General features: G+C 62.1%; 24 protein-coding genes and 1 tRNA gene. 11 read left to right on the top strand and 14 right to left on the bottom strand.

Annotated features, from left to right (window positions below):
* Positions 1 to 75 precede the first annotated feature (75 nt).
* The gene (locus NKI70_RS13875; protein ID WP_352677542.1) at positions 76 to 636 is read left to right on the top strand and encodes a TIGR02281 family clan AA aspartic protease; all 561 of its coding nucleotides are present in this window, start codon (positions 76 to 78) and stop codon (positions 634 to 636) included.
* Here NKI70_RS13875 and deoA read toward each other — a convergent pair whose 3' ends face one another.
* Genes deoA through NKI70_RS13845 form a run of 6 tightly spaced genes read right to left on the bottom strand, consistent with a single transcriptional unit; the run spans position 637 to position 6,811 of the window.
* Complete coding sequence (deoA, locus tag NKI70_RS13870; protein ID WP_352568188.1) at positions 637 to 1,956, bottom strand: thymidine phosphorylase; 1,320 nt, start codon at positions 1,954 to 1,956, stop codon at positions 637 to 639.
* Positions 1,956 to 2,774 (bottom strand): purine-nucleoside phosphorylase, encoded by an 819-nt coding sequence (locus NKI70_RS13865; protein WP_352448279.1) that lies wholly within the window; start codon positions 2,772 to 2,774, stop codon positions 1,956 to 1,958. Before NKI70_RS13865 ends, deoA begins: the two co-directional genes overlap by 1 nt.
* Positions 2,771 to 3,163, bottom strand: coding sequence for a cytidine deaminase (gene cdd / locus NKI70_RS13860; RefSeq protein WP_023675315.1), 393 nt, complete (start codon positions 3,161 to 3,163; stop codon positions 2,771 to 2,773). Before cdd ends, NKI70_RS13865 begins: the two co-directional genes overlap by 4 nt.
* 6 nt (positions 3,164 to 3,169) lie before the next feature.
* Positions 3,170 to 4,141, bottom strand: a complete 972-nt coding sequence (locus tag NKI70_RS13855; RefSeq protein WP_352576206.1) for an ABC transporter permease — start codon at positions 4,139 to 4,141, stop codon at positions 3,170 to 3,172.
* Position 4,142: 1 nt separating this feature from the next.
* Positions 4,143 to 5,282, bottom strand: a complete 1,140-nt coding sequence (locus tag NKI70_RS13850; protein WP_023675313.1) for an ABC transporter permease — start codon at positions 5,280 to 5,282, stop codon at positions 4,143 to 4,145.
* The gene (locus tag NKI70_RS13845) at positions 5,279 to 6,811 is read right to left on the bottom strand and encodes an ABC transporter ATP-binding protein (protein ID WP_352616400.1); all 1,533 of its coding nucleotides are present in this window, start codon (positions 6,809 to 6,811) and stop codon (positions 5,279 to 5,281) included. The genes NKI70_RS13850 and NKI70_RS13845 overlap by 4 nt, the downstream gene beginning before the upstream one ends.
* A gap of 181 nt (positions 6,812 to 6,992) precedes the next feature.
* On the opposite strand from NKI70_RS13845, the gene NKI70_RS13840 reads away from it, so the two are divergent.
* Positions 6,993 to 7,202, top strand: coding sequence for a SlyX family protein (locus tag NKI70_RS13840; RefSeq protein WP_031211352.1), 210 nt, complete (start codon positions 6,993 to 6,995; stop codon positions 7,200 to 7,202).
* 84 nt (positions 7,203 to 7,286) lie between these two features.
* Here the strand turns inward: NKI70_RS13840 and NKI70_RS13835 are convergent, their stop codons facing one another.
* From NKI70_RS13835 to NKI70_RS13825, 3 genes are all read right to left on the bottom strand, one after another.
* Positions 7,287 to 8,276 (bottom strand): BMP family lipoprotein, encoded by a 990-nt coding sequence (locus NKI70_RS13835; protein ID WP_023675310.1) that lies wholly within the window; start codon positions 8,274 to 8,276, stop codon positions 7,287 to 7,289.
* 215 nt (positions 8,277 to 8,491) lie between these two features.
* Complete coding sequence (gene msrA / locus NKI70_RS13830; protein WP_352633718.1) at positions 8,492 to 9,154, bottom strand: peptide-methionine (S)-S-oxide reductase MsrA; 663 nt, start codon at positions 9,152 to 9,154, stop codon at positions 8,492 to 8,494.
* Between the two features lie 65 nt (positions 9,155 to 9,219).
* Positions 9,220 to 9,543, bottom strand: coding sequence for a hypothetical protein (locus NKI70_RS13825; RefSeq protein ID WP_023675308.1), 324 nt, complete (start codon positions 9,541 to 9,543; stop codon positions 9,220 to 9,222).
* A gap of 427 nt (positions 9,544 to 9,970) precedes the next feature.
* Between NKI70_RS13825 and NKI70_RS13820 the strand changes: the two genes are divergently transcribed.
* Positions 9,971 to 10,060 (top strand) — tRNA-Ser (locus NKI70_RS13820).
* 296 nt (positions 10,061 to 10,356) lie between these two features.
* Entirely contained in the window at positions 10,357 to 10,662 is a 306-nt protein-coding gene (locus tag NKI70_RS13815; protein WP_352448285.1) for a hypothetical protein, read from the top strand.
* Between the two features lie 111 nt (positions 10,663 to 10,773).
* On the opposite strand, the gene NKI70_RS13810 is transcribed toward NKI70_RS13815, so the two are convergent.
* The 5 genes from NKI70_RS13810 to NKI70_RS13790 form a co-directional block, all read right to left on the bottom strand.
* Entirely contained in the window at positions 10,774 to 11,049 is a 276-nt protein-coding gene (locus tag NKI70_RS13810) for an Arm DNA-binding domain-containing protein (RefSeq protein WP_352698518.1), read from the bottom strand.
* 382 nt (positions 11,050 to 11,431) lie between these two features.
* Positions 11,432 to 11,839 (bottom strand): hypothetical protein, encoded by a 408-nt coding sequence (locus tag NKI70_RS13805; protein WP_023675307.1) that lies wholly within the window; start codon positions 11,837 to 11,839, stop codon positions 11,432 to 11,434.
* A 268-nt stretch (positions 11,840 to 12,107) separates the two neighbouring features.
* Positions 12,108 to 12,380, bottom strand: coding sequence for a hypothetical protein (locus NKI70_RS13800; RefSeq protein WP_031211351.1), 273 nt, complete (start codon positions 12,378 to 12,380; stop codon positions 12,108 to 12,110).
* A 462-nt stretch (positions 12,381 to 12,842) separates the two neighbouring features.
* Positions 12,843 to 13,442, bottom strand: coding sequence for a YdeI/OmpD-associated family protein (locus tag NKI70_RS13795; protein ID WP_352465922.1), 600 nt, complete (start codon positions 13,440 to 13,442; stop codon positions 12,843 to 12,845).
* Positions 13,443 to 13,562: 120 nt separating this feature from the next.
* Positions 13,563 to 13,988: a cupin domain-containing protein gene (locus tag NKI70_RS13790; protein WP_352465923.1), complete on the bottom strand. Its 426-nt coding sequence runs from the start codon at positions 13,986 to 13,988 to the stop codon at positions 13,563 to 13,565.
* A 321-nt stretch (positions 13,989 to 14,309) separates the two neighbouring features.
* Here NKI70_RS13790 and NKI70_RS13785 point away from each other — a divergent pair, with 321 nt between their 5' ends.
* From NKI70_RS13785 to kdpA, 7 genes are all read left to right on the top strand, one after another.
* Positions 14,310 to 14,744, top strand: a complete 435-nt coding sequence (locus NKI70_RS13785) for a DUF3597 domain-containing protein (RefSeq protein WP_023675304.1) — start codon at positions 14,310 to 14,312, stop codon at positions 14,742 to 14,744.
* A 407-nt stretch (positions 14,745 to 15,151) separates the two neighbouring features.
* A complete protein-coding gene (locus NKI70_RS13780) occupies positions 15,152 to 15,382 on the top strand; it encodes a hypothetical protein (RefSeq protein ID WP_023675303.1) in 231 nt (76 codons plus the stop codon).
* A gap of 232 nt (positions 15,383 to 15,614) precedes the next feature.
* Entirely contained in the window at positions 15,615 to 15,803 is a 189-nt protein-coding gene (locus NKI70_RS13775) for a DUF3606 domain-containing protein (protein ID WP_023675302.1), read from the top strand.
* Positions 15,803 to 15,985: a hypothetical protein gene (locus NKI70_RS13770; RefSeq protein WP_254816845.1), complete on the top strand. Its 183-nt coding sequence runs from the start codon at positions 15,803 to 15,805 to the stop codon at positions 15,983 to 15,985. The genes NKI70_RS13775 and NKI70_RS13770 overlap by 1 nt, the downstream gene beginning before the upstream one ends.
* 113 nt (positions 15,986 to 16,098) lie before the next feature.
* Entirely contained in the window at positions 16,099 to 17,580 is a 1,482-nt protein-coding gene (locus tag NKI70_RS13765) for a hypothetical protein (protein ID WP_352698515.1), read from the top strand.
* 280 nt (positions 17,581 to 17,860) lie between these two features.
* The gene (kdpF, locus tag NKI70_RS13760; RefSeq protein ID WP_352698513.1) at positions 17,861 to 18,004 is read left to right on the top strand and encodes a K(+)-transporting ATPase subunit F; all 144 of its coding nucleotides are present in this window, start codon (positions 17,861 to 17,863) and stop codon (positions 18,002 to 18,004) included.
* 25 nt (positions 18,005 to 18,029) lie between these two features.
* Positions 18,030 to 19,733: a potassium-transporting ATPase subunit KdpA gene (gene kdpA / locus NKI70_RS13755; RefSeq protein ID WP_352698511.1), complete on the top strand. Its 1,704-nt coding sequence runs from the start codon at positions 18,030 to 18,032 to the stop codon at positions 19,731 to 19,733.
* The last annotated feature ends 97 nt before the right edge of the window (positions 19,734 to 19,830 follow it).

Raw genomic sequence — 19,830 nt, 5'->3', positions numbered from 1 at the left:
ACGGCTGGTTTCCGCACTCGTTAAAGCGGCAATCACCTTGTGGGGCTAAGGATCGGCAACCAGGAAGGCCGGTCCATGCTGCGCAAGCTTCTCATCCTTGGCGTGTTTGCCGGAACGTCGGCATCGCTGCCGATCGTGTATCAGTCCAATTCACAGGTAATCGAGCGGCTGTTGAAATCCGCCATCGGAGCCAGGCCGGCCGACACACAAACCGACCTGAATCTCGCCGCCGTTCGGGACAGGCCGGCGACGCCGCAGCCGCTCGGCCGCAAGGTCGTCGTCACCGCGGACGCGCGCGGCCATTTCATGTCGGCCTTCAAGTTGAACGGCCACCAGATCGACGGCATGATCGATACCGGTGCCACGCTCGTCGCCATCAACACCTCGACTGCGCGCAGGATCGGCATCTCGCTCAATTCGACGGACTTCAGCCATCAGGTCAACACCGCCAATGGTGCGATCAAGGCCGCCGTGGTGACGATTGATCGCCTGCAGATCGGCAAGATCACCGTCGAGGGCGTCGAGGCCGTCGTGCTCGACGACAGGGCGCTGCACACCAACCTGATCGGCATGAGCTTTCTGCAGCGGCTCGAAAAATACCAGGTCGAAGACGGCAAGCTGCTGCTGGTTCAGTGATTACCCGCGCGGCAGGATCCGCCGGATGACGGTTTTCTCCGTGGCCGGTCTGGAAGTGCCGATCATATAGGCCGAAAGCACGGCGGCCGCGGCCGCTTCGGCATCCCCGGTATTACGGGCATGGACCAGCGCCAGCGCTTCGCCGGCCCGCACTTCAGCACCGACCGGCAACAGCCTGGTGATGCCAACGGCGTGATCGATCCTGTCGTCGGGCCGCGTCCGCCCGCCGCCAAGCCCGACCACGGCAAGCCCGATCTCGCGGGTCGCGATGCCGGTGACAAAGCCGTTCGCGCTCGCCTTGACCGCGAATTCCGTTGCCGCTTTCGGCAAATATTTTTCCGGATTGTCGACAAAGTCGACGGGACCACCCAGTGCCGCCACCATGCGCGCGAAGACGGCAGCGGCGCGGCCGCCGGCCAGCGTTTCGGCGGCGCGGCGCAGGCCGTCCTGGTTGGACGACACCAGGCCTGCCGATTGCAGCATCTCGGCGGCCAGCGCCAGCGTCACGTCCTCCAGCCGCCGGTCGCGAAAGCGGCCGGTGAGAAAATCGACGGCGTTGCGCACCTCGACCGCGTTGCCGGCGGCGGACGCCAGCGGCTCGTTCATGCCGGTGACCAGCGCCGAGGCCTTAAGGCCGGCGCCATTGGCGACGTCGACCAGGCTGTTGGCCAGTGCGGTTGCGTCGCGCGATTTCTCCATGAAGGCGCCGTTGCCGACCTTGACATCGAGCACCAGCGAACCAAGGCCGGCCGCCAGCTTCTTCGACAGGATCGAGGCGGTGATCAGCGGCACCGATTCCACCGTTCCCGTCACATCGCGGATCGCGTAGAGCCTGGCGTCGGCGGGTGCCAGATCGGCGGTCTGGCCGATGATGGCGCAGCCGGTTTCGAGCACGGTCTTGCGGAAGCGCGCAACATCCGGCTGGCTGATATAGCCGGGGATGGCATCCATCTTGTCCAGCGTGCCGCCGGTATGGCCGAGACCCCTGCCGGAAATCATCGGCACATAGGCGCCGCAGGCAGCGACGATCGGCGCCAGCATCAAGGAGACGTTGTCGCCGACGCCGCCCGTCGAATGCTTGTCGGTGACCGGGCCGGGCAGATCCGACCAGTCGAGCACATCGCCGGAATCGCGCATCGCCATAGTCAGCGCCACCGCCTCGTCGCGGCTCATGCCGTTGAAGAACACCGCCATGGCAAAGGCGCCGACCTGCGCGTCGGTGACTGTGCCGGCGGTCAGACCCTCGATGAAGAACGCTGTCTCCTCAGCCGAGAGCTTCTGGCCATCGCGCTTGCGGCGGATGATTTCCTGTGGAAGCATCAGGCGTCGACCCTGTGCTCCGGAAGCCCGTCCTGAAAAACACGCTGCAGAATGGTCGCCAGCCGCGCGCCGCCGACCGGCGCCATGTCCTTGGTCTCCTGGTGCGACAGCTCGGCTCCGGTCATGCCGGCGGCAAGGTTGGTCACGACCGAACACGCGGCGACGCGCAGCCCAAGGAAGCGGGCGAGAATGACCTCCGGCACCGTCGACATGCCGACCGCGTTGGCGCCCATGACGCGCGCCATGCGGATCTCGGCGGGCGTCTCGAAGCATGGGCCGGAGAACCACATATAGACGCCCTTGTGCAGCGTGGTACCGGTGGCCTTCGCCGCCTGCTCGATGGCGGAGCGGAGACCGGCGTCGTAGGCTTCGGTCAGGCCGACGAAACGGCGGTCGCTCGGTTCGCCGATCAGCGGGTTGGAGCCCGAGAAATTGATGTGATCGGTGATCAGCATCACCGAGCCCGGGCCCATCCCGGGATCGACCGAACCGGCGGCGTTGGTGAGGATCAGCCTGGAGATGCCGAGGCCGGCGAGCACCTCGAGTGCCGGCCGCATCGCCGCCGCGTTGCCGTGCTCGTAATAATGCGCCCGGCCGGACAGCATCAGCACCGGCGTGCCGGCAAAGAGCCCCGCCACCACCTCGCCGGCATGGCCGCTGACTCCGCTTCGGGGAAACCCCGGCAAGTCGGCGTAGGAGATGCGCACCGCATCCTCGACCTGGTCGACAAGCCCGCCAAGCCCTGACCCCAGCACCAAGGCGGTGGTCGGCGCCAGCCCGTCCAGCCTTTCGACGAGGTGATCGAGCGCTTCCTTCATTTCAGCACATCGCCTTCAAACCCGTATGGCAGCAACTCGCCCATGGTCACGGTCTCAACCACGCCGCTATCATCGCAGAGATAGAATTTCGTCTCCGGCCGGCAGAATTCCGCCAGCCGCTGCCGGCAGCCGCCGCAGGGCGAGCATTTTGCCACGCGTTCGGCGATCACGGCGATTTCCGTGATCTTGCCGCCGCCGCCCATGACGTAGTGGCCGAGCGCGGTGGTTTCGGCGCACCAGCCCTCCGGATAGGACGCGATCTCGACATTGGCGCCGGTGAAGACACGGCCGTCCTCGGTGCGCAACGCCGCGCCGACCGGAAATTTCGAATAGGGCGCATAGGCCTTGGCCATGGCGGCTTTCGCCGCTTCGAACAGATCATGAGCCATGATAGATCAGCGTTCCTTGACATACGGCACGCCGCCGGCGCGCGGCGGGATTGCCTTGCCGATGAAGCCGGCAAGCAGGATGACGGTCAGCACATAGGGCAGCGCCTGCATGAATTGCACCGGCACCTTGCCGATCATTGGCAGTGGCGTGCCTTGCAGGCGGATCGACGCCGCGTCGAGGAAGCCGAACAGCAGGCAGGCGAACATGGCGTTGACCGGTTTCCATTTGGCGAAGATCAGCGCGGCCAGCGCGATGTAGCCCTTGCCGGCGGTCATGTCCTTCACGAAGCCGCCATTCTGCACCATCGACAGATAGGCGCCGGCAATGCCGGTGAGCACGCCGGTGCAGATCAGCGCCCGGTAGCGCAGCCAGGCGACTGATATGCCGGCGGTGTCGACGGCGGCGGGGTTCTCGCCGACGGCGCGCAGGCGCAAGCCGAAGCGGGTGCGAAACAGCACCCACCAGGTGAACGGCACGGCCAGGAAGGCGAGATAGACCAGCACGGAATGGCCGGAGATGAGTTCCGAATAGATCGGCCCGAGGATCGGCACGCTCCTGAACGCCTCCGCGCCCGGCCAGGTGATTGCCTCGAACCGCTCGCCGGCGGCCAGCGCCGGCGTGCGCCCGCCTTGCTGGAACCAGGCTTGGCCGAGCATGATCGTCGATCCGGCGGCAATGAAATTGATCGCGACACCCGAGACGATCTGGTTGCCGCGATGGGTGATCGAGGCAAAGCCGTGGATCAGCGCGAAGGCAACCGAAATGAGGATGGCCATGCCGAGGCCGAGATAGGCCGAGTGGAAGACCGAGGCGGCGGCCGCACCGGCGAAGGCGCCGACCAGCATCTTGCCCTCGAGCCCGATGTCGAAGACGCCGGCGCGCTCCGAATAGAGGCCGGCGAGGCAGGCGAGCAGCAAGGGCACCGACAGGCGGATGGTCGAGTCCAGGACCTGCACGATGGCGTTGAAGAAATCCATCTCAGGCGCCCTTCCCCTTGACCGCTTCCATGCCGACCGATTTCGGGCTGAGCGAGGCGAACAACGCCTGGACGTAGGGCCGGAACATATGCTCGAGCGCGCCGGCGAACAGGATGACCAGGCCCTGGATGATAACGATCATGTCGCGGCTGATCGCCGGCATCTCGAAGGCGAGTTCGGCGCCGCCCTGGTAGAGCATGCCGAACAATATTGCCGCCATGACGATGCCGACCGGATGCAGGCGGCCCATCAGCGCCACCGCGATGCCGACGAAACCGGCGCCCGAAACGAATTCGAGTGCGACATTGTGCTGGTCGCCCATCGTCGGGTTGAGCGCCATCATGCCGGCTAGCGCGCCCGAGATCATCATCGCGATGATGATGATGCGGATCTCCGAAATGCCGGCATAGCGCGCCGCTTTCGGGCTGTGGCCATAGGTGCGCATCTCGTAGCCGAGCTTGGTGCGCCAGATCAGCACCCACACCAGGAAGGCCATAGCTAGCGCCAGCAGGGAACTGACGTTGAATGGCGCCGAACGGATTTTGGCGCCGAACAATTCGATGACCCAGTTGAGCTTCGGCAGTTGCGCGCCTTCGAGGAAGGTGCGCGTCTGCGGTGCCATCGAGGCGGGGGGCTTCAAGTACCCGACCAGCGCACGGACCATGACGCTGGCGGCGATGAAATTGAACATGATGGTGGTGATGACGATGTGCGAGCCGCGCTTGGCCTGCAGATAGGCCGGGATCAGCGCCCACAGCGCGCCCATCGCCGCGGCGGCGATAATGGCGATCGGGAAGGTCAGCCACCAAGGCAGCACGCTGTCGAAGGCCAGGCAAACGATGCCGATGCCGAGACCGGCGATATAGCCCTGGCCCTCGCCACCGATGTTGAACAGGCCGCAATGCGCCGCAACCGCCACCGAAAGCCCGCTGAAGATGAAGGTGGTGGCATAGAAAAGCGTGAACGCGATGCCTTGGCCGCGGCCGAAGGCACCCTCGACCAGGACGACGGCTGCGCGCAGTGGGTTCTCGCCAACCAATATGACGACGAAGCCGGCAACGACGAAGGCGACGAACAGGTTGATCAGCGGGATCAGGACGTAGTCGGCCCAGGCCGGCAGCTTGGCATAGGGAGTGCTCATTCCGCCGCCTCGCGCTGCTCGACGCCGGCCATCAGCAGGCCGAGCTCGCCCTCGGTCGCGTCGGGGCCGCGTTCGCCGACGATGCGGCCGGCAAACATCACCAGGATGCGGTCGGACAGCGAGCGGATCTCGTCGAGCTCGACCGAAACCACCAGCACCGCCTTGCCCTGGTCGCGCATGGCGATGAGGCGCTTGTGGATGAATTCGATGGCGCCGACATCGACGCCGCGCGTCGGCTGGCCGACGATCAACACGCCGGGATCTTGTTCCATTTCCCGCGCCAGCACGATCTTCTGCTGGTTGCCGCCGGAGAAATTGGCGGTCTTGAGGCGGCAGTCCGCCGGTCGGATGTCATATTTGACGATCTTGTCCCTGGCATCGTTACGGATGGCATCGATGTCAAGGAACGGCCCCTTCAGATAGCGCTCGTCGTCCTGATAACCGAGGATCGAATTCTCGTTCTCCTCGAAGGCCAGCACCAGCCCGACATGATGGCGGTCCTCCGGCACATGGGCGAGGCCGCGCTCGCGCAGTTCACCGGGATCGGCGGCGCCGGTGAGGTCGATCGGCTTTCCGTCGAGCATAACGGAGCCCGAAACGGCATGCCTGATGCCGGAAATCGCCTCGAGCAGTTCGGACTGCCCGTTGCCGGCGACGCCGGCAATGCCGACGATCTCCCCGGCATGGACATCGAAAGAGACGTCGTCGACCATGGTGACGCCGCGGGAATCCTTCACCGTCAGGTTCTTGACCGCGAGCTTGACGCCGCCGGCCTTCGCCTCGCCCTTCTCGACGCGCAGCAGCACGCGCCGGCCGACCATCAGCTCGGCCAGTTCCTCGACCGTGGTCTTCCTGGTTTCGCGTGTCGCCACCATCGTGCCCTGGCGCATCACCGAGACGGTGTCGGTGATCGCCATGATCTCGCGCAGCTTGTGGGTGATCAGCACGATCGTCTTGCCCTGCTCCTTCAGCTGCCTGAGGATGCGGAACAGATGGTCGGCCTCGGCCGGCGTCAGCACGCCCGTCGGCTCGTCGAGGATCAGGATCTCGGCGCCGCGATAGAGCGCCTTGAGGATTTCGACGCGTTGCTGCAGGCCGACCGGCAACTCCTCGATGATGGCGTCGGGATCGACTTCGAGCCCGTATTCGCGCTCGAGCCGCTCCAACTCGGAACGCGCCTTGGCGATGCTCTTCTTCAGCAGCGCATCGCTTTCGGCGCCGAGAATGACGTTTTCCAGCACCGAGAAATTGTCGACCAGCATGAAATGCTGATGCACCATGCCGATGCCGAGCGCGATCGCATCGTTCGGCGTCTTGATCGATGCCGGCTGGCCGCCGACACGGATCTCGCCGGAATCGGCCTGGTAGAAACCATAGAGGATCGACATCAGCGTCGACTTGCCGGCGCCGTTTTCGCCGACGATGCCATGGATAGTGCCGCGCATAATCTCCAGATTGATGTCGCGGTTGGCGCGCACGGCGCCAAAGCTCTTGTCGATGCCGATCAGCTCGATTGCGGCTTGCGCCATGCAGCCTGTTCCCACTGTTATTTTTTTACCGCTTGGTCAAACGCCTAGCATGACGCCCAGTCTGTGCCAATTGGGTCCGTACCAATTGGCCGGAGCAGGGTTCACTCTCGACAAATCCCGCCATGCTTGTCAATTTCCAACGTGGCCGCAGCCTGCACAATCGCCTGATCGAGGATTTCAAATGACCATGCCCGAGGACCGGCTGACGACGCTGGAAATCCGCGCCGCCGAGCAGGAGAAGACCATCGAGGAACTGTCCGGCCAGATCGCCGAGCAGTGGAAGGTGATCGAGCGCATGCAGCGCAAGCTCGACGCGCTGGCCGAGCGCTTCCTGGCGCTGGAGGAACAGGCCGCGCCCGACGTGCCGGTGACCAAGCCGCCGCACTGGTGAGCGGGCCGACAAGACAAAACCGCCGGGCTTTCACCCGGCGGCTCGTCAGTTCAGCAGTGCCAGTCGATCAATAACGGCAATCGATCAATACGGGCAGGCATTGTCCGACATGTAGTCGTGCACCTTGATGGTGCCGGCGATGATGTCGGCCTTGGCTTTTTCGACCGCCGCCTTCATCGCATCGTCGACAAGCGCCTTGTTGTTGTCGTCCATGGCGTAGTCGACGCCGCCTTCCTTGAGGCCGAGATCGTTGACGCCGGCCGTGAATTTGCCGTCCTTGGCATCCATGAAGGTGTTGTAGACGGCAACGTCGACGCGCTTGACCATGGAGGTCAGCACCTTGCCGGGCTGTAGGCCGTTCTGGTTGGAATCGACGCCGATGCCGAGTTTGCCGGCGTCGGCCGCTGCCTGCAGCACGCCCACACCGGTGCCGCCTGCCGCCGCGTAGACCACGTCGGCGCCCTGGTCGATCTGCGTCTTGGCGATCTCGCCGCCCTTGGCCGGATCGTTCCAGGCTGCAGGCGTATCGCCGGTCATGTTCTGGATGACGTCGGTGGCGCCGGCCGCCTTTGCGCCGCCGACATAGCCGCAGCCGAACCTGCGGATCAGCGGAATGTCCATGCCGCCGACGAAGCCGACCTTCTTGGTCTTGGAAGCCATCGCCGCCATCACGCCGACGAGGTAGGAGCCTTCCTGCTCCTTATAGACCAGCGAGCGGACATTGGGCTTGTCGACGACCATGTCGATGATGGCGAATTTGGTGTCGGGGAACTCGGTGGCGATCTTGTCAAGCGCGTCAGCCCACGAGAAGCCCGCCATGACGATGGGGTTGCGACCGTCCTCGGCGAAACGGCGCAGCGCCTGCTCGCGCTGGGTGGCGTTGCTGACCTCGAATTCCACATAGGGGATGCCGGTCTCGGTCTTGAACTTTTCAGCGCCGTTGAACGACGCCTCGTTGAACGATTTGTCGAACTTGCCGCCGAGATCATAGAGGATCGCGGGTTGAATGTCCGCGGCGAAGGCCGGAAGAACCATTGCAGCTGCGGCCATAAGGCCGAGAACGATACGTTTCATGTGATCCACACCCCTGTCGGTTATTTGTCCATTATGCACCGCATGCCGGCCCGGTTCTCCGGCAGGCATATGGCGTCGGGCAGGAGTGTCTTCCTCCCGCTTCGGGTCAATCTGGCACGGCCCGAAACAAAATTCACGTGGAATTTTGACCCTTTGGAAAAGCATGGCGCCGCATCGCGGCGCCACAGCATATTCCTTGCGTCAGGAGCATAAAATCAGGCGGAGACGGCGGCCGGAATGGCGCAGGAGACGCCGGTTCCCTGCAGGCCGCAATAGCCGTAGGGGTTCTTCGCCAGATATTGCTGGTGGTCTTCCTCGGCGAAGTAGAATTCCGGCGCCGGCGCGATCTCCGTGGTGATCTTGCCGCGTCCGGCGCCGCGCAGCGAACCCTCGTAGGCGTCGCGCGAGGCGATCGCAGCCTGGTGTTGAGCGTCGTTGAGCGTATAGATCGCCGAGCGGTAAGTGGTGCCGACATCATTGCCCTGGCGCATGCCTTGCGTCGGGTCGTGGCTTTCCCAGAACAGCTTCAAGAGCTCGGCATAAGACACGATCTTGGGGTCGTAGACGACGAGCACGACTTCGGCATGGCCGGTGAGCCCCGTGCAGGTTTCCTGATAGGTCGGGTTGGGCGTGACGCCGCCGGCATAGCCGGCCGCCGTGACCCAGACGCCCTTGACTTGCCAGAACAGGCGCTCGGCGCCCCAGAAGCAGCCCAGGCCGAACATCGCCGTTTCCATCCCTTCGGGATAAGGACCCTTGAGCGGCCTGTTCGAGACAAAGTGCTTCGATGCGGTCGGGATCGGCCGGTCGCGGCCGGGCAACGCCTCGGAGGGTTTCGGCAGGTTGAGCTTCTTGTTCAGCATGTCGCTGAGAAACATGTGTGGGTTCCTTTTCTTCTTGGTTGAGCCTCCCCGGTACGGAACACCGGGTCAGGCTGGAAATGTCAGGTTGCGGCGAACCGCCCGCTGGGGCGCTGCCGCCTGTAACCGATGGCATAAAGAATGAACGCCAGGACCGCGAACACGGCAAAGCCGGGCTGGCTGAGCACCCAGGCGATGGCACCGTCCCACAGCAGCGGGTTGATCTTATCGCGGACGAAGCTTTCGAAGGCGCTGCGCGTATCCGGCGAGACAGCGAGCCAGCTGGTGTTGAGCGGGGTCATCACCAGCGCCGAAGCCGCCACCGAGCGGGTCGCATCGAGCACGGCCATGATGACCGAAACCGAAAGCGCGACCATTGCAGCGAGACGAAAGACGAAGCGGAACATCCGGACCCTTCCTCCCCAGGAGTTTATCAGAATGTCGTGTCGGACTGTTAAATAGGACCTGCGCGCTTTATCCGCAATCGCGACACGTGAAGTTGAACCCGTGACCGCCGGTTCGCCGGAACCGGTGGTGCGCCGGACGGCAAGCACAACCTCCGCCGATCGTTTCGATAGGCTCCGAACGGGTGCCCCAGCGGCATGGGCTGAGCATCCGTATCCGGCAAAGCGAATAGACTGCCGTTATGTCTTGGCATTCGGCACCGGATCGACTAGATGAGCCCCGCGCCTGTTGCTTTGACGGCTCGGGTGCGGGGAAAGGGTATCCGCTGGTTGACGGCGCCCACGGCCGGAATTCCGGCCGGAATCCCACAGGAGAGGCATCTCCCCAACCCGCGCGGCGAAACCGGCCGCGGCGAAAATGCTAAAGGATGGAGAGGTGGCCGAGTGGTTGAAGGCGCACGCCTGGAAAGTGTGTTTACGGGAGACCGTAACGCGGGTTCGAATCCCGCTCTCTCCGCCAGTTGCCTCGCCAAATTGCTGAAATACCTAATAAATTTCATGGCTCGCAGTATTTGACCCACTTTTTGCCCCACATAATTGTGTGGATTAAAATGGCTGTCACAGGCTTTCTCTGGACGCTATCTCTAGCAAGAGCGCTTCATTGTGGAGCGAAGTTGAGCGCCTCTCCAACTATGTGAGTCTGGGGCCGGATGGTCCTGTCACTACGGGGACGACGGCGACGTTGGCGGGTGTGTGGAGAGGCTTTGATTTTGGTGGGCGTGTTGACCTGTCGCCCGATCCTGTGGGGAGCGAAAGATGGTGACGATACTGAAGTGGATTGCCATCGCTGTACTTGGGCTGCTGGCATTGATGCATGCGGCACTGACTGCTTCACTGATCTGGCACATGTTCCGCTACGATGTACCCGGAGCTTGGATTGCGGAGCCCGAATTAGTCAGGCAATACCTGATTCCGCTGGCTTCCATTTTTGGTCTCTTGATACTGATGCGATACGCCAAGCCGACCGAAAGAAAGGCGTGCATCGCAGTTCTCGCTGCCGTTACTGTGTCCTTTGCGCTGTTTCTATTGTTGCATTTAACCGGTCGATTGACGATCAAATAGAGGGGACACTTGGGGCCCGCGCAGCGATTTTTGGCTGTTCTGCATGCTGATTTTTGCCTCTGATAGTGCTTCGCGCGGGTAGAATTTTGCGTTCGCGGCCTGCAAATTTTGTCATCGAATCCGGTTTGCGCGCACGAAATTTGGGCTCTTCTTGCGGTAAGCTAGCGCGGTTTCTCGTGCATCGGCGAGCGAGATGATCGGCGTGCCGCCCAATCCGATGTCTCTACGCCTGCCTTGGACGATGATCCGGAGGAGCCAACGCTTCGCTCCCGACGGGTCCACGACGAGGTAAAGGCCATTGCCATCGGCATATCGTCCCGGAGTCTTAGCCTGCCGCACCTCGATCGCGCTTAGCGCCTTGTCCGGGTGCTTTCCCGATTTTTGCATCGTCCGCCCAACTCACCCCACCCCACATTTTCACCCACATTGTATCGGCGATTTTGTTGGACGGCAATGAATGTCGTTGGACGAACTGAAAAATTAACGACTTGATTTCAAAGCGTTATTGGACGTCATTGGCCGCAGACGAACAGCCGACTGGCTGCCGCTCTCTCCGCCAAATAAATCTCACCGGTTCGCCAGCCTAAAGGGACGCTGGACGGCTACTGCCGCTGCGGTGCAGGTATCTTGGGGCAGGCAGAGGGGGCGCGAAGGCTACGGAGCGGCTTTCATCTTCGCCGCACCCTTACCTCAGATCAGCCTACAACCAATCGGCCCGCGCTTCACCAGAAGCACGGGCTTGGTCGACTCGGCGCCATCGCCGCCCCGTCTAGCGCGGGACCGCTTGTATTCCCGAGACCGAGCGCTCTGTTTCGGCGGAGAAAACCACGAAGGCAAAGATCAGCACGGCGACAGCGACAATCATTGAGCCGGTGGCGACGATCGGCTCGAGCGCCGGGTTTCCCTGCAGCATCAGGTAAAGAGCCGGCAGCATCACGACCAGGCCGAGATTGTAGACGCCGTAGTGGATCATGGCGCTCCTGCGGGCAGCCTTCGCCGGATTCAGCGCATAATAGCCGCCGAATATTGCACTGGTGACCCACCCCAGCAGGTTGATGTGCGCGTGAGCCGGAAACGCGCCGTGATCGCCTGAAATTGCCATCTGCAGGCCAGCTGCAATTCCCAGAATAAGAAAGATGATGGCTGTCTTGAAAAAGAGTTCCGAAACCTTAGGCATGTCATTCTCCCAAACCCGTTTTGCCGCCGCATCATGCTGTGGTTCCGGCGATCTTGCCAAGGGACCGTCGGGCCTGCGGAGCCATTTGTCGCCGGCCTGACAGCCCGTTGGCGGCCGGCCGCCGGGCCTGGCCGGTTGCGAGCCCAGCCAGCAAAAAATATGCACTCACGCTAATTTAATTGCAACATTACCGGGCAGGCTTCATGTCGTTCTCGCCAGGAAAGTGTCCTGCACGATGGTGGTACCATACGCGCCAAAGGTCTGCCCGTCAGTGTTGCAGCAAGGCCTCGCCGAACTTCTCCCACAGCTGTGCGCAATCTGTTGCTCTGAGGCTGGGGGTTCCGAGTGGGCCATATCTGATGACGGCGGCGTGAACATCATAGCCAACGATAGGTGCATTGGCGACAAAGTGGATAGCCTCGCCCAATCGGCGGGGGCCAATTGGCGCATCGGTTTTGTTGGTGATGTCGAAGACACCACGAATATCCGCTTCCTGATTCCTGGCTGCCAACGCAGCCGCCATTACCCTTTCTTGCATCATCGAAATCTCTCCTATCGGTCTAAGTCTAAGAACCGCGGCTTGTGCCGGTCCGGCAGCTGACAACCGGCAAATCGAAGTGCCTTTTGCAGCATCTCGATTGGCTCTTGCTGCGAGCCACTCCGCCCGCTCCCGCGGCAAGCCGATAAGGCAACTGCCAGCGAAATCCGCAGGCACGTCCACGGTCGCATCAAACACGGCCCACGTGCCAGTCGGCTCCTGAACGGGCAAAAACCTCATAACAGCGCCTGCTAATATACTATGCCGACTGTGAGGACGAGACTTTTTCCTGCATCAACTAAACGAATGAGAGCTGGTGTCGAAGTGCCGGGCGACGCTCGTCGAAAACAAATCGTCGGCGACATCGCCTGGATCGAAGGTGGGCCTGAGCAGCGATCCGGCCGCATTCGGGGCTCGCCGACAGGGACAAGCACAAGACGCAGCGCCGGCACGCCTCGTCAGATGTTACTTTCTGCCCTGCGGATAGATCGTCTCGCCGCGCTTCAGCATCTCCACGAACGCCGCGATCTTCTTCTTGCGTCCGGCTTCGGTTTTCATGTTGTGGATGCGGAAGGCGAGTGCGAAGCGGTTTTGCCCGCTGAGCTTTGCCAGCATCTCTTTCGCCTTGGGCTCGGCGTCTATTGCCGCCTGGAGGTCGTCGGGGATCTTCATCTCCTTGCCGCTCTTGTAGGCGAGCGCCCAGCGGCCGTCGGCCTTGGCCGCATCGACCTGCCTCAGCCCGTGCTCGGTCATCCGGCCCTCCTCGATCAGCCGGGCGACATTGTCGACATTGATCTGGCTCCAGGTGCTCTTCTTGCCGCGCGGGGTGTAGCGCTGCAGGTAGCTTTTGCCGTCCAAGGCCTTGCGCACCGCATCGATCCAGCCCCAGCACAACGCCACGTCGATGGCTTGCTTCGGAGTGATCGACGGCAGTCCCGAATCGAGCTTATGGATCTTGATCCAGACTTCGTCCTCACTGTCGTGATGCTCGCCAAGCCAGGCATGGAAGCTTTCGGCATCCCTGAACTCGCGCACCTTGGCGGGGTCGACCTTGACGGGCGCCATCAGCCGGTCCGCCCATGACGCGAGCGCGTAACGACGCCAAACCGCTTGCCGGCCGCGCGCGCGCTCATCTCAGCTCCGAGTCCGCAATCCGCAGGCCTGGTGATTCTCGCCGGCACGCATTCAGCCCGCACGATTGGGCGTGCCGAGGACATGGGATTTCGGCGGCAGCATGACGTTGTCGAATGTCTGCGTGAACATCGCCGCCGCAAAGAAAGCGACGGCGCGCAGGGTTTCGGTGCCGGTGTTGACGAGGTCGTGCCTGACCGGCGTCGGAAGTACCAGGACGCTGCCGGGCCCGACCGGGTGGGTGGTGCCGCCCTCAATGTGTAGCTCGCCGGTGCCGGCGATGATGTATTGCGTCTCTTCGGTGGCGTCGCTGTGCCAGCCGAGCCGCTTGCCGGGCTCGATCTCGTAGACAATGACCGAGGACTGGGTGGTGCCGTGCCCGCCGTAAACCGCGAAAGCGCCGGCCCATTTGACCGACGGATCGTCCTCTGCCCAAACCAGCGAACGTTCGAGCCTGTCGGATGCGACGACTGCTGTCATGGCTTCGTTCCTCTCAGCGAATTGCGAACACGAATCTAGATGATTTTTCTGGTCTGCGTCAGCAAAACTGGCTGCTGACCGTTCCCTCGCCCATTGCGCGTGACGATTTGTCGGGCCGCGATCCGACCTATTCTACTCTCGGGCCGGATCACTGAGCCGATTCCCCAATGCAACCAAGCCTTTACCTTTTAGCCAGTTTTAAGTTGCCCCTGCGTTGCGTTCGTGGTCCGGTACAACCAGGGCGCTCAATGCGGCATTCGGCAACGGTCGCCCCACCGACCGTCAAGGCAACACACCGTCGAGCCAACACAGGAGATAGCAATGGGCATTTTCGACAGTATCAAAGGTGCGATTTTCGGAAACGCGGTTGCGGCCGAAGCGCCGCCGGCGCAACCGTCTCCCGCGCCTGCTTCGAGCACGGCCACCCAGCCGACGGCGCCTACCCGATCCGCCCCGGCTGCAACCCCGGCTCCGGCCGCGCCGGCCGCGCCGTCCTCTGCCCCGGACATCGCTGCCATTCTCGACAAGGCGGTGGCCGCGAAGGGGCAGAAACTCAACTGGAAGAATTCGATCGTCGACCTGATGAAGGCTCTGAATATCGACAGCAGCCTCGGCGCCCGCAAGGAGCTTGCCCACGAGCTGAACTACACCGGCGATATGAACGACACTGTAACGATGAATCTGTGGCTGCACGACGCACTGATGAAAAAGCTGGCCGAGAATGGCGGCAAGCTTCCGAGCGACCTGGCCGCCTAGAGTCACAAGACAAGCAATTCCAGGAAAACGTGTGAACGGTTTTCCGTCCGGAATTGCGTCAAACAAAAAGACAGACCGGTTCGGCGTTTCCGTGAAACGACGAACCGTCCCGGTCCTGCCCGCACCGTGGTTCTTGCTGCGCTGGCTTCGGCCGCAACCGAGCAGACCACACTGCCAAGCATCAGACTGCCAGTAAATAAAATTGAGACCGATCCCGGCCGCCGGGATTGGGTCTATGGCGAAGTCGCATGGCACAAAAGCGCTGCCGCCTCGCGCCCGGATTGCCTCCCGCAAAACCGACGATTTCGGTCGCTGCCCACGCGCTGGTAGGACCACCATTTCGCTGGCGAAACGCGACGTTCGGCGTATCATTCTCCCGGGAGAGGGTTCATGGTGGGAGGAAGCCAATGAACGTGGTGCAGCGGGTGACCGTCGCCGACTTGACGGCCCAAGAGCTTGTTTCATCTGCGCTTTCACGGTTCGGTGCCGGCGACACCATATCGACGAGGGCGATGCTGGACATCGTTCGCAGGACGGCCCCGGCCTGCGGCAACAGTGACGACGATCTGGTCGAGCTTATCGTCATGACGGCCGTTGGTAGGACCATGGGCGTCGTGTTCGACCATCGCTCCCATTAGCAATCCGGAACGAATACCAGGCTGCGCCCAGGAGCAGTGGCGGGCGGTTGGCAGCGCCGCCAAAGAGGCCAGCCTGTTTGTGCGCGAAGGCCGGCCTGACGCCAAGCCCCTGCTTTGAGCAAACCGCCGCGCATGCCCGGTCATGCCCGAGGGCAGGCAACTGGGCGACACGCTCGAAGGAACTCGCTGAAATCTTGCCCGTTATGCTCTCGTCGAGATGAGGAGAGCTGCCATGGCCGACGACAAAACCAAGACCGACAGTCGCGACCGCTCACGAATGGCGGGCGGCGAAGACTACGAGGTACGTCACTTCGCCGAGGAAGCGGGCATCACCCCGGATCAGGCACGCACGCTGATCAAGCGCCACGGCACCGACCGCAAGGTGCTGAACGAAATCGCCGAAAGCATAAGAGCGTCGTAATGGCTGACAAGAAAACCGCAATGGCCGACCGCAAGACGCGCGATCCGGACGAAAAGGAGGCTCTGCGCCTGGCCGAAACCACCGACGTTTCGCCGAAGCAGGCGAAGGATCTGATGCGCAAGCACGGCAAGGACAGCCCGAAGGTCGAGAAGGAAGCCAAGAACTTCAAGGCCGAGGGCTGAGCCGCCGAGCCGGTTGGACGCGCGGCACAGGGTTGTGGCCGCAATCCTGCAGCTTATCGGTTTTCTAACAAATTCGGCCTATCCCTTCCGCTATCGCGGCTCAGGGATGCCATATGCGCGGGATATCTGGTGAGGCGAGGCCGTCGATAGACGACATACGGCATGTGAGGCTGATGTTTTGCCTGCTGGCGGCGGTCGTGATGGCGGCGGCGCTCCTCGCCTTTGCCACCTCCCTCCTGCAGGATCCTGATAGCTGGTGGCACATCAAGATCGGCATGGATATGCTGGCAAGCCGCACATTCCCCACCGTCGACATCTATTCCTATACTTTTGCCGGCCAGCCATGGATCGCCAAGGAATGGCTTAGCCAGGTTCTCCTTGCAATTGCCTTTGAAGCCGGCGGCTGGAACGGCGTGGTGCTGCTGGCGACTGCAATAATCGCGCTGACGGTCTTTTTGACGTCGTGGTATCTCAGCGCGTGGTTGAAGCCGACGCTGGCGATAGGACTGACGCTGGTTCTCGCGCTCTTGATCGGGCCAGTCTATGTCGCCCGGCCGCACATCTTTACCTTGCCCATCATCGTCGTCTGGACCGCCGGTCTTTTCCAGGCCGCACGCAACGAGAAAGCACCGCCCTTATGGCTGCTGGCGCTGCTTTGCCTGTGGGCCAATCTCCATGCCACCTTCACCTTCGGTTTCGTCATCGCCGCCTTCGCCGGCCTCGATCTCGTCACGCGCACACGCTTGTCGAACGCCTGGCTGCTGGCCAAGTGGATCGTTTTCGGGCTGCTTTGCCCGCTGGTCAGCCTGCTCAATCCCTATGGCGTCAAGGCCATACTCGCCACATTCACCGTGGCCTATGGCAATGAGGCGGTGCCTTACATTGCGGAGTGGCAACCCTTCGACGCCTCGCGGCACACCCTCCAGGAGGTGGCCCTGCTGGTGGCGTTTTTCGGGCTGCTCGTGTCGAGATTGCGCATTGGCTGGGCCAAGGCGCTGTTCCTTGTCTTCACGTTGCACGTCTATCTCACCCACATACGGTTCATGTACCTGTTCTTTCTTCTCGTGCCGGTGGTCCTTGCCGTCGAGGTCGCGCAACAATATCCAGCGCTTTCAGCCGAGAAATGGGCGGCGGAAAAGCGTGACGGACTTGAACAATTTTTCGCACGGCAATTTTCCAGGATTTGTGCTGGACTTGCCGTTTTGCTGGTTTTGGCGGCTGCCGCCTTCACGACCTATCCGGTCGCGCCGAGCCAGAAGACCTCGGCGAGGGACGCACTGGCCTTTGCCCAAACCCATAATCTGTCGGGCAATCTGCTGAACTCCTACGATTTCGGCGGCACGCTGATTTTCCACGGCATCAGGACGTTTATCGACGGCCGCGCGGATCAGCTCTTCCTGAATGGCTTTACGGAAACGGATGAGCAGACGGGGCACAGCCGGGGCAAGCCGATCCTGAAAGCCCAACTCGACAAATATACGATAGGCTGGGCATTGTTGACCGCCGACGACAGCCGCATTCCGTTCTTCGACGAACTGGGCTGGAAGCGGGCGTATGCGGACGATTACGCGGTGATCTACACCCGCGCGGACTGAGCCCCGGCAGCTTCGCGCGCCGGTGCGCACTTCCCCCCCTGAAGCTTCGGCCAGCGCCGAGGCGGCGAAATCCTTATGGGATTTTGATTTCTTTGCTCCGCGTCCCGTCTCGAACCTTTATGGCGCTTTGATCCATATTCACAGGAGCGGTGTATCCAGCCGCCGATATGATGCGGCGACGGGTTTGGATAGTTTGTTAAAGTAAACAAACAAATACAACATAAGGAAAACGCGCGGTGGACATAGTTGTTGTCGCGATTGGAATCGCGTTCTTTGCTCTATGCTTCGGCTACATCAAAGCTTGCGACAAGCTGTAAGTTTAGGGGATCGCAACATGCTTTTAGACTATATCCTCGGCGGCGCCGTGACCTTGTTTCTTCTCGCCTACTTGACATACGCCCTCGTTCGCCCGGAACGCTTCTGATCTCCGCTGGCAAGGAGCCAACCCCATGACAATCAACGGATGGCTGCAGATCCTCGTCTATTGCGGGATCGTCGTTCTGCTGGCCAAGCCGCTCGGCGGCTACATGCATCGCGTTTTCAGCGGCGAGCGCACATTCCTGTCGTCAATTCTGGCCCCGCTCGAGCGCGGGCTCTACCGCATATCAGGGACCAGCGAGCGCGAGGAGCAGCACTGGACCTCCTATGCGGCGGCCCTGCTGTTCTTTAACCTGGCCGGCTTCCTGGTGCTCTATTCGCTGCAACGGCTGCAAGGCGGCCTGCCCTACAATCCGGCCGGCATGACCGCCGTCGAACCTGGGCTGGCCTTCAACACCGCCGCCAGCTTCATGACCAACACCAACTGGCAGAACTACGGCGGCGAAAGCACGATGTCCTATCTCGTGCAGATGGCCGGCTTGACCGTGCAGAATTTTCTGTCGGCGGCGACTGGCGTCGCCATTGCGGTCGCATTGATCCGCGGCTTTGCCAGGGCCTCAGGCAAATCGATCGGCAATTTCTGGGTCGATATGACCCGCGGCACGCTCTACCTGCTTTTGCCCTTTTGCATCGTGTTGACTCTGGTCTATGTCTATCTCGGCATGCCGCAGACGCTCGCTGGCTACGTCAACGCGACGACGCTCGAAGGCGCCCAACAGACTATCGCGGTCGGGCCGGTCGCTTCCCAGGTTGCCATCAAGATGCTCGGCACCAATGGCGGCGGTTTCTTCAACGCCAATGCAGCGCATCCCTTCGAAAATCCCGATGCAATCTCCAACCTGATCCAGATGGTGACGATCTTCGCCCTCGGCGCGGCGTTGACCAATGTCTTCGGCCGCATGGTAGGCAACCAGCGCCAGGGCTGGGCAATTCTGTCGGCTATGGGCGTGCTGTTCATCGCCGGCGTTGCCGTCTGCTACTGGGCGGAAGCCGCCGGCAATCCGCTCGTCCATGCGCTGGGCGTCGACGGCGGCAACATGGAGGGCAAGGAGAGCCGCTTCGGCATCGCCCTGTCGGCAATGTTTGCCGTCATCACCACGGCCGCATCCTGCGGCGCGGTCAACGCCATGCATGACAGCTTCACCGCACTCGGCGGCATGATCCCCATCATCAACATGCAGCTCGGCGAGGTCATTGTCGGCGGCGTCGGCGCCGGCTTCTACGGTATCCTGATGTTCATCGTCATTGCCGTTTTCGTCGCCGGGCTGATGGTCGGACGCACGCCCGAATATCTCGGCAAGAAGATCGAGGCCAAGGAGGTCAAGATGGCTATGCTGGCCGTGCTCTGCCTGCCGCTTGCAATGCTGATCTTCACCGCTATCGCGGTGGTGCTGCCGACCGGCGTTGCTTCCATCGCCAATGCCGGCCCGCACGGCTTCTCCGAGGTTCTCTATGCCTACACCTCGGCCGCGGCGAACAATGGCTCCGCCTTTGGCGGCCTCAGCGGCAACACGCCCTGGTACAACGTAACGCTCGGCATCGGCATGCTGATGGGCCGGTTCCTGGTCATTATTCCGGCATTGGCGATTGCTGGCTCGCTGGTTGCGAAGAAGACCGTCCCTGCCTCCGCCGGCACCTTCCCGACCGACGGTCCGCTGTTCGTCGGGCTGCTGGCCGGTGTCATCCTGATCGTCGGCGGCCTGACCTTCTTCCCGGCCCTGGCGGTCGGACCGATCGTCGAGCACCTGGCGATGATTCACGGTCAGACATTCTGAAACGACGATGCCCTGGTTCGAGATCATACCTCGAAAGGTCCGGCATCGCCCCGAGCCGGAGGGGGAGAAAACGCCTCCTCCTTTCCCGACGCTGTCC

The sequence above is a fragment of the Mesorhizobium sp. M0500 genome (assembly GCF_040321165.1).
Taxonomy (GTDB): Bacteria; Pseudomonadota; Alphaproteobacteria; order Rhizobiales; family Rhizobiaceae; genus Mesorhizobium.
This window is presented reverse-complemented; position numbering and strand designations above follow the sequence as displayed.